Source organism: Pseudomonas sp. GW822-FHT03F08 (genome assembly GCF_058801265.1).
Window position 1 is genome coordinate 43308 of the sequence record NZ_JBXANC010000008.1, and the last position, 12279, is coordinate 55586.

General features: G+C 61.0%; 11 protein-coding genes and 1 pseudogene. 7 read left to right on the top strand and 5 right to left on the bottom strand.

The window, feature by feature from the left end:
- Positions 1-71 precede the first annotated feature (71 nt).
- Positions 72-2591 (top strand): DNA ligase D, encoded by a 2520-nt coding sequence (gene ligD / locus AC1RME_RS20500; protein WP_096822877.1) that lies wholly within the window; start codon positions 72-74, stop codon positions 2589-2591.
- Here the strand turns inward: ligD and AC1RME_RS20505 are convergent, their stop codons facing one another.
- On the bottom strand, positions 2592-2993 hold the full coding sequence (locus AC1RME_RS20505) for a hypothetical protein (RefSeq protein WP_085733146.1): 402 nt from the start codon (positions 2991-2993) through the stop codon (positions 2592-2594).
- Between the two features lie 96 nt (positions 2994-3089).
- Positions 3090-3404, bottom strand: coding sequence for a DUF2388 domain-containing protein (locus AC1RME_RS20510; RefSeq protein ID WP_096822876.1), 315 nt, complete (start codon positions 3402-3404; stop codon positions 3090-3092).
- A 247-nt stretch (positions 3405-3651) separates the two neighbouring features.
- Between AC1RME_RS20510 and AC1RME_RS20515 the strand changes: the two are divergent.
- From AC1RME_RS20515 to mqo, 3 genes and pseudogenes are all read left to right on the top strand, one after another.
- A pseudogene (locus AC1RME_RS20515) lies at positions 3652-4410 on the top strand (MCP four helix bundle domain-containing protein); the annotation flags it as partial.
- Between the two features lie 129 nt (positions 4411-4539).
- Positions 4540-5265, top strand: a complete 726-nt coding sequence (locus AC1RME_RS20520; RefSeq protein WP_371858303.1) for a methyl-accepting chemotaxis protein — start codon at positions 4540-4542, stop codon at positions 5263-5265.
- 490 nt (positions 5266-5755) lie between these two features.
- Positions 5756-7402: a malate dehydrogenase (quinone) gene (gene mqo, locus AC1RME_RS20525; RefSeq protein ID WP_096822874.1), complete on the top strand. Its 1647-nt coding sequence runs from the start codon at positions 5756-5758 to the stop codon at positions 7400-7402.
- Positions 7403-7469: 67 nt separating this feature from the next.
- On the opposite strand, the gene AC1RME_RS20530 is transcribed toward mqo, so the two are convergent.
- Both AC1RME_RS20530 and AC1RME_RS20535 read right to left on the bottom strand, forming a co-directional pair.
- The gene (locus tag AC1RME_RS20530; protein ID WP_192560412.1) at positions 7470-7898 is read right to left on the bottom strand and encodes a nuclear transport factor 2 family protein; all 429 of its coding nucleotides are present in this window, start codon (positions 7896-7898) and stop codon (positions 7470-7472) included.
- A 347-nt stretch (positions 7899-8245) separates the two neighbouring features.
- Positions 8246-8959 carry a hypothetical protein gene (locus tag AC1RME_RS20535; RefSeq protein ID WP_493091670.1) on the bottom strand — a complete coding sequence of 238 codons (714 nt, stop codon included), beginning with the start codon at positions 8957-8959 and terminating at the stop codon, positions 8246-8248.
- Positions 8960-8973: 14 nt separating this feature from the next.
- On the opposite strand from AC1RME_RS20535, the gene AC1RME_RS20540 reads away from it, so the two are divergent.
- The 3 genes from AC1RME_RS20540 to AC1RME_RS20550 all read left to right on the top strand — a co-directional run bounded on the left by AC1RME_RS20540 (position 8974) and on the right by AC1RME_RS20550 (position 11391).
- On the top strand, positions 8974-9420 hold the full coding sequence (locus AC1RME_RS20540) for an NUDIX hydrolase (protein ID WP_096822871.1): 447 nt from the start codon (positions 8974-8976) through the stop codon (positions 9418-9420).
- A gap of 94 nt (positions 9421-9514) precedes the next feature.
- Positions 9515-10726 (top strand): helix-turn-helix domain-containing protein, encoded by a 1212-nt coding sequence (locus AC1RME_RS20545; protein WP_493091671.1) that lies wholly within the window; start codon positions 9515-9517, stop codon positions 10724-10726.
- A 32-nt stretch (positions 10727-10758) separates the two neighbouring features.
- The gene (locus AC1RME_RS20550) at positions 10759-11391 is read left to right on the top strand and encodes a Vgb family protein (protein WP_493091672.1); all 633 of its coding nucleotides are present in this window, start codon (positions 10759-10761) and stop codon (positions 11389-11391) included.
- A gap of 5 nt (positions 11392-11396) precedes the next feature.
- Here AC1RME_RS20550 and AC1RME_RS20555 read toward each other — a convergent pair whose 3' ends face one another.
- Positions 11397-12263 (bottom strand): CAP domain-containing protein, encoded by an 867-nt coding sequence (locus AC1RME_RS20555; protein ID WP_493091673.1) that lies wholly within the window; start codon positions 12261-12263, stop codon positions 11397-11399.
- Positions 12264-12279 lie beyond the last annotated feature (16 nt).

Consider the following 12279-nt stretch of genomic DNA (forward strand, 5'->3'; position numbering starts at 1 on the left):
ATGCCGATTGAATTTTTCTCCGCCAGCGTCGCTCTTCTGCATAACAGGACCCGATTGCAGCCGGAGCCGCCATGAACAGGAACCTCGACGACTACAACCGCATGCGCGACTTCTCGGCAACCTCTGAACCGGCGGCGGTCAAGCGGCGGGGCAAGAAGGCTGATGCTGATCATGCGTTGCAGTTCTGCATCCAGAAGCACGACGCGTCGCACCTGCATTATGACTTTCGCCTGGAACTCGACGGTGCGCTCAAAAGCTGGGCGGTGCCCAAAGGCCCGTCGCTGGACCCCACGGTCAAGCGGCTGGCGGTGCATGTCGAAGACCATCCGCTGGATTACGCGACCTTCGAAGGCAATATTCCCGAGGGCCATTACGGCGCCGGGGACGTAATCGTTTGGGATCGCGGCGTGTGGATCCCGCTGGAAGACCCGCAGAAGGCCTATGCCGAGGGCAAGCTCAAATTCGAGCTGCAAGGCGAGAAGCTTGGCGGGGTGTGGAATCTGGTGCGCACCCACATGCCGGGCAAGCAGGAGCAATGGTTTCTGATCAAACATCAGGACAGCGCCGCCCGGCCGCAAAGCGATTACGACGTGCTGGTCGCCGAGCCGGACAGCGTGCTCAGCGAGCGTACCTTGGTCGACAAACCCAGGCTCGACGCCAGACAAGTCAAACCGCTCAAAAAGCCAGCGCGCAAGCCGGCCTCGGGAAAACTTGTTGGCGCACACAAGGCCCGGATTCCCGCGCAGTTGAAACCGCAACTGGCCACGTTGGTGGACAGTGCGCCGGCGGGAGACTGGAGCTACGAAATCAAGTTCGACGGCTACCGGATCATGGCGCGCATCGATCATGACGACGTGCAGTTGTTCACCCGTAACGGTCATGACTGGACGCACAAACTGCCGGAGCAGGCCCGGGCACTCGCCGCGCTGGGGCTGGAATCGGCCTGGCTTGACGGTGAAATGGTCGTCGCCGACGAGGCGGGTGTTCCGGATTTTCAGGCGCTGCAGAATGCGTTCGAATCCAACCGCAGCGCGAACATCATTTATTACCTGTTCGACCTGCCTTACCTCAACGGCGTCGATCTTCGCGAAGTACCGGTCGAAGAGCGGCGCGCGGCGCTGGCTACGGTGTTGAAGGCGCACAAGGATCCACTATTGCGCTTCTCCGAAGCCTTCGACGAAACCCCGGAAGCGTTGCTCAACAGCGCCTGCCAGATGCAGATGGAAGGCCTGATCGGCAAGCGTCTCGGCTCACCCTACGTGTCACGGCGCAGCAGCGACTGGATCAAGCTCAAGTGCAAGCATCGTCAGGAATTCGTGATTGTCGGCTACACCGATCCGAAGGGTTCGCGCAGTGCGTTTGGTGCGTTGTTGCTGGGTCTGCATGATCGTGACAGCGGTGAATTGCGTTATGCCGGCAAGGTCGGCACCGGTTTCAATGAGGCCACGTTGAAAAGCCTGCTTGCGCAGTTGAAGGCATTGCGGGCGAAGAAACCGGCCGTGGTCAACCCGCCGAGTGGCTTCGAGGCCCAAGGTGTGCACTGGCTGAAACCGAGCCTGTTGGCGGAAGTCGCGTTTGCCGAGATGACTCAGGACGGTTCGGTGCGCCATGCGGTGTTTCATGGCGTGCGTGAGGACAAATCGGCCCGGGACATCACTCAAGAGAGGGCCAAAACGGTGAAACAGTCTGAATCAGGACCCGGCCTGGCCAGCGGCAAGGTGCGCATCACTCACCCCGACCGGGTGATCGACGCCAGCAGCGGCACCACCAAGATGCAACTCGCCGAGTATTACGCCAGCGTCGCCGAGTGGATCCTGCCGCAACTCAAGGATCGCCCCGTGGCACTGGTGCGGGCGCCGGATGGCATTGCCGGTGAACTGTTCTTCCAGAAAAACGCCGAACACCTTGCGATCCCGGGCATCCGCACGCTGGACAAGGACGTCACCGGGCAACCGGTCATGTTGATCAACAATGCCGAAGCGCTGGTCGGCGCGGTGCAGATGAGCACCGTCGAACTGCACACCTGGAACGCCACCACGGTGGACCTGGAGAAGCCCGACCGCTTTGTTCTCGACCTCGACCCGGACCCCGCGCTGCCCTGGAAAAGCATGGTCGAAGCCACCGCCCTGACCCTGACCGTGCTGGATGAACTGGGTTTGCGGGCATTCCTCAAGACCAGCGGTGGCAAAGGCATTCATCTGGTGGTGCCGCTGATCCGCAAGCACGGCTGGGACGAGGTCAAGGATTTCAGCCATGCCATCGTCAGCCACATGGCCAAGCTGTTGCCGGAACGGTTTTCAGCGGTGTCCGGGCCGAAGAACCGGGTGGGGCGGATCTTTATCGATTACCTGCGCAACGGTCTCGGTGCCACCACCATTTGCGCCTACGCGGTGCGCACCCGCGAAGGGTTGCCGGTGTCGGTGCCGCTGTTTATCGATGAAGTGAAGACGATCAAGGGCGGCAATCAGTGGAATATTCATAACGTCCACGAACGACTGGCGGATGTCGGCGATGAGCCTTGGGCGGACATGAAGAAAACCCGGCAAAGCATCACGGCCGAGATGCGCAGGCGGGTCGGCATGAAAAAATGATCAGGTGTCGCGCAGCAAGTCGTGGGCGTTGAGCAATTGGTAGGCGACTTCCGGATGTTTTTTCAGACCACGGCGGATGGCAGCCGGAATCGATTGTTTTGTCTTGCGGCAGAGGCCCGGCAGCTCGTCGATCCTGATATCGATCCCGAGCATGGTCTTGACCACGTTGTCACCGGGGGCGATTTCCACGCGAATACCCAACTGCTCGAACATCCTGCCTTGCAGGCGTTCGAGATCGGCCAGGCTTTGCAGGTTTTCCAGCCGATCGAGCAGGCGTTTTTCCTCCTGCCGGGTCAGCAACAGGATGCGTATATCTGCGCCAGGATTTTCCAGCAGCGGATCGCGCCCGCAGTCGCAGACACCGGGAGGGCAGGGGGAGCGGATCGGGGCGGAAATCGTCATGGCCTCCATCATAGAGGCCGTTCGACGGTTTTGCCCATGGTCGCCCGGCTGCCGTCCATCGGCAGAGTGCAGAGCTGGCGACGTCGAGCGTACGGCTTACTGTGACAGGCCTTCGTAATGAACCAGGATGGCGTTGGCCAGCTCTTCATCGCTGGCATTCAGGCCGGGGTTGTCCTGGCGAACCTGTTGCAGCACCGACTCCAGATACACGCCACGAATGGCACCGCCGCTGGCGACGAAGGCGGACAGGTCGTCACGGGCCGGAATCACCATTTTGTGATCCTTGAAGGTGGAGTACAGCGACGCTGAAACACCCGCCGATGTGGCGACATCTCCCGCATCCACACGGGCGAAGGCCGATCCAAAGGGCAGGCACAGCACAAGAGACGAAACGAGTAATAAACGACGCATGACGGTGTTCCTCCAGCAGCGTAAAGCGAAAAGGAAGTTCCACATAATGTGAGAGGTGCCGCGTGGCTCGGGAGTTCCATGGGCCGGAACAAGTTGTCGGGGCTGCAAACCGAGAACTGCCGCACAGTGTTCTTTTTTACCGGATGTGACGACACACGTTGAGACGCTCTAACCCGGCGGGTTCGCGGAAATAGGCTTAACTGAAGCTTTGAAAGCGCTGTGCGGCGCGACCAGGGAGAAAATTACCGTGTCGATCAAACTGCGTTTGGTGTTGCTGATTGCGACCAGTCTGCTGACGGCGCTGATCGTGAGCCTGGTCAGTTACGTCGGCAACCAGCGGATGGCTTCGGCGGTCAGTGACAACGCGGTCAGCATGAGCGCGCTGCGCAACCACATGGAAGCCGACATGATGCACGACGCCCTGCGCGCCGACGTCTATTCGGCGATGCTCGTAGGGCTGGGCAAAAGCACCAGCACGGCGGACGAGGTGCGCAGTTCCGTCGAAGAACACGCCGCGCATTTTCGTGAGGTACTGGGCGAGAACCTGAAACTGCCGCTCGACGCCACGATCCGGGCCGCGCTGGAGCAGATCCGGCCAAGTCTCGACACTTACATCAACGCCGGCGAGCGGATTGTCGGGCTGGCGCTGGACAATCCGGACACGGCGCAACACGAACTCGGCACGTTCAGCGCCGCGTTCAGCCAGCTCGAAGAGCAGATGGCGTCCTTGAGCGAGCTGATCGAAACCAATACCCGGCAGACCAGCCAGGGCACCGAAGCGGCGATCCGCAACGCCAATATCGCCCTTGGTGTCGTGTTGATTGCCAGCCTGTTGCTGCTGTTGGTGCAGGGGCGCTGGGTGATCCTGAGCATCACCGGGCCATTGAAAGCCGCCAGCCGCATTGCTGAAAGCATTGCCCATGGCAACCTCAGCGAGCCGATCGCCGAGCCTGCGGGCAAGGACGAGGCCAGCGTGCTGATCCGCACGCTGGCGACCATGCAGCGGGATCTGCGCGACATGATCGACGTGGTACGCCGCAATGCCCACGGCGTCAGCGGCATGAGCGAGCAACTGAGCCACGGCTGCCATCAGGTGGCCGACAGCAGCCAGCAGCAAAGTACCGCCGCCGGCACCATGGCCGCTGCTGCGAGCCAGATGACCGCCAGCATCGAGGAAATCACCCGCCACGCAGAACGGGCGCTGAACATGGCCAGCCAGGCCGAGTCACTGGCGAAAAACGGCGGGCAGGTAATCCATCAAGTGGTCAGCGACATGGACGACATCGCCCGTTCCGCCCAGCAATCGGCGCAGGTGATCCGCACGCTGGATCAGGAGTCCGAAGGCATCTTCAACATCATTCAGGTGATCAAGAGCATCGCCGACCAGACCAACCTGCTGGCGCTCAACGCGGCCATCGAAGCAGCCCGGGCGGGCGAACAGGGCAGGGGGTTTGCAGTGGTCGCCGATGAAGTGCGCAGCCTGGCCGCCCGCACCAGCGCTTCAACCCAGGAAATCGCCGCAATGGTCGCGCGGATCCAGAACAGCACCCGCGAGGCGGTCAGCAGCATGGAAGCAGGTGTGGCTCAGGTCGACAAGGGCATGGCGGTCACCGCCGACGTCGAACGCGCTATCCGCGAAATCCTCGAAGCTACCCTGAACACCACGCAACTGGTCAACGACATCACCCGCACCATCGGCGAACAGAGCCAGGCCAGCAACGAAATTGCCCATCAGGTTGAGATGATCGCGGGCATGTCGGAAGGCAATAGCAAAGTGATCGGCGAGACGGCGAATACGACAGATGAGTTGTCGAGCCTGGCGGGTAGGCTGGCGCAGTCGGTGGATCGGTTTCGGTTGTGAAGGTTTTGGAGAACTCAGTCGAGCGGTGCCGGGAACCCTATTTGTAACAAGGGAGCGTCAGGATTCTGGATTGGAAGGGGCGGTCAAACGGCTGAAAGGCTCAAGCCAGAGCTGCTGATGGGGGTCATGTTCGGCCGCTGGCGGCCGATAAGTCCTTGAACAGATAAAGACTATCGAGTCGGGAACAGACGCGCGGGTTTGTCCTGACGTGATATTCTTCGCCCCACTTGGTTTGACCTAATTCAGTCTGGCGCGCTTTTCGGCGGGCCGACCGAACCCCTGTCGCTCAAGTAGCTGAAGCCAATAATGATAAGAAGTCAGTTCAGAAGGGACATATAACTGAGGTCGACGCAGCCTGTCGGCCTTGTGTGCCCACCCGTCAAAATTGAAGTGTGCCGGAACCCGCGACGCTGGCCTGAGTGTCGCGAACAAGGGGAACTCATACGTACAACAGCGGCGGGCGGAAGGCGTTTTATCATAGGTGCAACAGATGTTTAAAAAAGTGAACACAGCCTTGCTGGGGCTGGCTTTGGCGATGGGGATGTCGTCTGCCAATGCCGAAGAAGCAAAGAAAGTCGACGTTCTGCTGATCGGCGGCGGCATCATGAGCACCACCCTGGGTGTGTGGATCAATGAGCTGGAACCGACCTGGTCGATGGAAATGGTCGAGCGCCTCGACGGCGTTGCCCTGGAGAGCTCCAACGGCTGGAACAACGCCGGTACTGGTCACTCCGCACTGGCCGAACTGAACTACACCCCGGAAGACGAGAACGGCAAAGTGTCGATCCCGAAAGCCGTCGAGATCAACGAAGCGTTCCAGGTCTCGCGTCAGTTCTGGGCCTGGCAGGTTCAGCAGGGCGTCCTGAAGGACCCTCGCTCGTTCATCAACACCACTCCGCACATGAGCTTCGTGTGGGGCGATGACAACATCAAGTTCCTGAAAAAGCGCTACGAAGCCCTGCAAGCGAGCCCGCTGTTCGCCGGCATGCAGTACTCCGAAGACCCGGCTGTGATCAAGAAGTGGGTTCCGCTGATGATGGAAGGGCGTGACCCGAACCAGAAAATCGCGGCCACCTGGAGCCCGCTGGGTACCGACATGAACTTCGGCGAAATCACCCGCCAGTTCGCCGGTTACCTGCAGACCAAGCCTAACTTCAGCATGAAGCTGTCGAGCGAAGTACAGGACATCACCAAGAACGCCGATGGCACCTGGCGCGTCAGCTACAAGAACCTGAAAGACGGCACCAAGACTGAAACCGACGCCAAGTTCGTGTTCATCGGCGCCGGCGGCGGTGCTCTGCACCTGCTGCAGAAGTCCGGTATCGAAGAAGCCAAGGAATACGCTGGCTTCCCGGTAGGCGGCTCGTTCCTGGTGACCGATAACCCGGCCATCGCCGAGCAGCACCTGGCCAAGGCCTACGGTAAGGCTTCGGTTGGCGCGCCTCCGATGTCCGTTCCGCACCTGGACACCCGTGTCCTGGACGGCAAGCGCGTCATTCTGTTTGGCCCGTTCGCAACCTTCAGCACCAAGTTCCTGAAGGAAGGTTCGTACCTGGACCTGCTGACCAGCACCACCACCCACAACATCTGGCCTATGACCAAGGTCGGCATCAAGGAATACCCGCTGGTCGAGTACCTGGCCGGTCAACTGATGCTGTCGGATGAAGACCGTCTGAACGCGCTGAAGGAATACTTCCCGAACGCCAAAGCCGAAGACTGGCGCCTGTGGCAAGCCGGCCAGCGCGTGCAAATCATCAAGCGTGATGAAGCCGCTGGCGGCGTGCTGAAACTGGGCACCGAAATCGTTGCTTCGAAAGACGGCTCCATCGCCGGTCTGCTGGGCGCATCGCCAGGCGCATCGACCGCTGCACCGATCATGCTGAGCGTGCTGCAGAAAGTCTTCAAAGACAAAGTCGCTACCCCTGAGTGGCAAGCCAAGCTGCACCAGATCGTTCCAAGCTACGGCACCCAGCTGAACAACGATCCAGCCAAAGTGGCTGAAGAGTGGGCTTACACCGCCAAGATCCTGCAACTGCCAACCCCACCGGTGATTGGCCAGGCCGCAGCTCCGGCGGCAGAAGCGGCTGACAAGGCTAAAGCTCCGAAAGAAAACGCTGCACGTGACATGGCTCTGTAATTCAGACACCTGACACACAAAGCCCACTGAACCGGCGACGGTCAGTGGGCTTTTTTGTGTCCGGGTTTCAGGCCTTGGCAGCGGCCAGATAGGCCCCCAACCGCCGCCCCATTTCCTCACCCAACGCCTGCAACCCACTCAACGGCCGCACCATCACCTCGAACTCGACAATCTTCCCCTGTTCATCGAAGCGGATCATGTCGATACCCTTGAGCTCTTTCGACCCAACCTTGGCACTGAACTCCAGCACCACATTCAAACCATCAGCCGTCGCCAGTTCACGGTGATATTTGAAGTCTTCAAACACCTCGAACACGGTGTTGAGGATCATCGCGACCACCGGCGCGCCGGGGTAGGGTGTGTGGGCCATCGGCGAACGGAATACGGCTTTGGGGTCGAGCAGGTCGGGCAGGGCTTTCAAGTTGCCGGTACGGATCATCTCGTGCCAGCGGTTCAGGGATTCGGCGGCGTTGGGGTGCAGGTTCAGCTCGGACATGGTTTCACTCCTGTATTTTTGTTGTTCTTTGCGCGGCGCCCATGACTCTAGATCAAAGCGGCGTAATGGAAACCTTCTGTACCGAGCTGAATGACGACACATGAGTGGGCCAAATCCATCTGATCCGCTTTTTCCTGTTGAATCTGCATCTGTAACCATCTCAGCCATAGGCCCAAAATACCCTTGCCGTTCGGCCACACGCGACGAGCTTCATTCCGAAGCGCCCGGTGCGCCGGACATTCAGTATTCAGGAGGCCTTCATGGCTAAGATGGCGTTTTTCCTCGGCGGCTTTCTCGTGTTGACCATCATGATCGGCGTTCTGGCCACGATTTCTCCGGTCTGACGATCAGCAGTTGAGTACCGGCATGTAACGTTCTTCATGCTTTTTGAAATGGATCGGCGCTGTCGGGATTTTCTCTCCGTTCAGGAAGAGCTCCGGCAGCGTCAGGATGAAATCGTCCATTTCGCCGCTGCCCAGGGGTGTTCCGGGGGAATATAGATCCAGCTCTTTTTCACGCGCGTCGAAACCGGTTTTCAAGCGTTCGATGCTGACCTGGTACGACTTGCCATTGGCCAGTTGCACGGTGGCCATCGGCGAAGCCGCGCTGATCCACAGGGTCGGTTCGGGCGTGCTGTAGGCGGTTTTCCACTGTTCCGGTGTATTCAGGTTACGCATGTACGGGGGCGTATAAAGATACGCGTACAGGCGCACTTCGGTATCGGTGCTGTGATGATAATCAGGCCTGGTCGGCGTCCCCGGCAGCGCTGCATAGACCAACAGATGCACCCAATCGAGCTCTTCTGACTTGGTCGTGTAGCTCATTGCCTGGTGAGGGCCGGGGCACGTTCTGATCAGCAACGCGTTCTGACCGACAGTCGATTGCGGATTCAGGTAAGGGCCCGAGCTACAGGCCGAGAGCAGGGGTAGAAGCAGATAGCAGGCTAGACGTTTCAAATAATCGACTCCGTGATTGGCTGTATTCCCTTTCAAACCACCGCAGATTACCTGAAGCAGCGCCTCTGTTGCGTGTGATCTAATGCCGGGCTTTTCATCCAGCAAACGGACTTCACCCCATGGCCGAACCGCGTATCCGCGCACTTGCACTGTGTGTCTTTCAGCACAATGGCAAAATTCTGGTTAACCGCTTCCACGACCCGGTCGCAGACCAAACCTTCTACCGTCCCATCGGCGGTGGCATCGAATTTGGCGAAACCAGTCGCGAGGCCATCGTGCGCGAAGTGCAGGAAGAGTTGGGCCTTTCAATGAAAGACCTGCGCCTGCTCGGCACACTTGAAAGCCTCTTCGTCTACAACGGCAAACCGGGGCATGAGATGGTTCAGGTGTATGACGCCCGTTTCGAAGACGCGCAGGTCTACGAGCAATTGCAGATCGTCGGTCACGAAAGCGACGGCGCCCCGTTTACCGCCAGTTGGCAGGACAACTCAAGTTTCACTGAGCAATCACCGCTGGTGCCCGTCGGTTTGCAGGCGTTGCTCAAGAACGCCGCCATCCTCGATTGAGCACGCAGTCACACGATCACCCAGACAAAACCGCATTCGGTATTAGACTCCACCCACGATCTGATACCGGAAACCGTGACATGCCGGACTCCCCATGGACTCGCTGATCAACGCTGCCGGTCGCGCACTGGCGGCGGGTGATCCGTTGGCCGCGCTGAATTTTGTGGCGCTGCGCGAAGACCCTCCGGCCCTGGCCCTGCGCGGGATCGCCATGGCCCAGCTCGGCGATTTGGCGCGGGCCAAGGCATTGCTGCAGCGGGCGGTGAAAGCATTCGGCGCCAATGAGCCGTTGTCTCGGGCACGCTGCGTGGTGGCCGAGGCCGAAGTGGCACTGGCGGCGCGGGATCTGGGCTGGCCGGTGAAGGCGCTGGAGGCGGCACGGCGGGCCTTGCACGATCACGGCGACTGGCTCAATGCGGCGCACGCGCGCTATCTGCAGATTCGTCGGTTGCTGCTGATCGGGCAGTTGGACGACGCAGATGTGCTGCTCGCTGAACTCGATCCAGCACCGTTGCCGCCAGCCCTGCGCGCCGTTCATGAACTGATGACTGCCGGGATCGCGTTGCGCCGGGTGCAGGCGCACAAGGCGCAAATGGCGTTGGAACGTGCGCAACGGGCGGCTCAGTCGGCTGCCATTCCGGCATTGTCGGCGGAGATCGAGCACGCTCGGCAAATCCTCGAAGCGCCCGCTGCCCGATTGATCGTTGCGGGTCAGGTGCAAGCGGTGACATTGGCGCAGATTGAAGCGTTGTTTGCCTCGCCGACGCTGGTGGTCGATGCCTGTCGCTATAACGTTCGCGGTGCAGGAATGACGGTGGCGCTGGCCACGCGGCCGGTGCTGTTTCACCTCGTTCGGCTGCTCGCTGAAGCCTGGCCCGGGGATGTGCCCCGAGAGACACTGGTCGCCAAAGCCTTTCGATTGAAACTCGATGATGAATCCCACCGCGCCCGTTTGCGGGTCGAGATCGGCCGGTTGCGTGCAGCACTGCAACCGCTGGCCGGAATCACGGCGACTTCCCGTGGCTATGCGCTGGTTGCGCAAGACGTGGCGCTGCTGACGTTACCGCTCGAAGACAAACACGCCGCACTGCTGGCCCTGCTCGCCGACGGCGAGGCGTGGTCGAGTTCGGCGCTGGCGCTTGCGTTGGGCAGCAGCCAGCGTCAGATACAACGGGCACTGGAAACGTTGGCGGCGCAAGACAAGGTCCAGGCGTTCGGTGTCGGCCGTGCGCGGCGATGGCTGACCCCGCCCGTGCCAGGTTTCGCGACGATCTTGTTACTCCCGGTGTCGTTGGGCAATGGCTAGGCTGGACTCACCCACTCAACGAGGAAGCCAGCATGAAACACGCAAACGCAGAAATCCTTCGTGAATACGGCCCGTTCGACGGCATCGACGGTGTCCACGGCGTGACCTTCGACGGTCGGCAAGTCTGGTTCGCCAGTGACGGCCAGCTCAATGCGCTGGACCCGGCCAGCGGCGAAACCGTGCGCACGATCAAGGTCGGTGCCGATGGCGGGACCGCGTTCGACGGCAAGCACCTGTTTCAGATTGCCGACCGCCGAATCCACAAGATCGACCCGGCCACCGGGCGTGTGCTCCACACCATTCCGGCCCCCGGCGACGGCGGCGATTCGGGCATGGCCTGGGCCGAGGGCACGTTGTGGGTGGGGCAGTATCGCGATCGCAAGATTCATCAGATCGATCCGGAAACCGGGAAAATCCTCCGCACCCTCGAATCAAACCGCTTTGTCACCGGCGTGACCTGGGTCGACGGTGCGCTGTGGCATGGCACCTGGGAAGGTGATGAGAGCGAGATCCGGCGGATCGATCCAGGCAGCGGCGAGGTTCTGGAAAGCCTGACGTTGCCCGCCGGGATCGGCGTCTCCGGACTGGAGGCCGATGGCGGGGATCGCTTCTACTGTGGTGGCGGCAACAGCAGCAAGGTGCGGGCCGTGCGTCGGCCGAAGTGAGGCGCTCAAGGCGCCCCGAACAGCATCGTCCAGTACACACCGTTATCGCTGCGGGCCTCACTGGCAAAACCGGCGCCGACCTGGGTGAACATCGGGTTCATCAGGTTGGCGCAATGTCCGGGGCTGGCCAGCCAGCCGGCCATGGCCTTGCTCGGAGAACTCTGCCCGGCAGCGATGTTTTCGCCGATCTGCCGGCCACGGTAGCCGGCAGACCGGGCGCGGTCGGCTGGCATGTCGCCGTCCGGGTCCTGGTGAGCGAAGTAGTTGCCGTAGGCCATGGCCTTGCTGTGACCCTGGGCGGCGGCGCCGAGGGCCGGGTTCCAGCTCAAGGGGCGGGCGGCGGCAAAGCGCTGGCGACCGCACATTCGTGGTCGGGCACGGGCGGCGTTGACCTCGGCCAGCAAGGCTTTGCCGACGCTGCGGTTATCGCCCATGCGGCTGTCGATCACCGGACGCGCCAGTACCACTTGCCATTCACTGCGGGCGCGGCTGATGCCGATGTCGGCGTACTGCGCATCCAGCAATGCGCCGCAATGTTCATTCTGCAATTGATCAAACGCCTCTTCGGCATCCTCGGCCCCGACGATCCGGATGCTGCGCACCGCGACCGCTGCATAACCGGAGGCCTTCAGTTGCTCGCGCATCCCGCCGCCGTAGCCATAGCCGATGGGCAACGCAATGTTCTGCTTCAGCGCCAGTGGCGCCAGGCGTTGTGCCGGACGTCGGTCGCAGCGTTGCGGATGGGCACGGAGGTCATTGATGGCGGCTGCCAGTTGCCGCTCTGCGCCAGCGTGGACAGAGGGGGCGAGCAGGGGAGAAAGGATCAGCAGGCACAGCGAAACGAAGCGAGACGAACGGACGGCGTGGCGCATGGGACGCAAGGCTCTG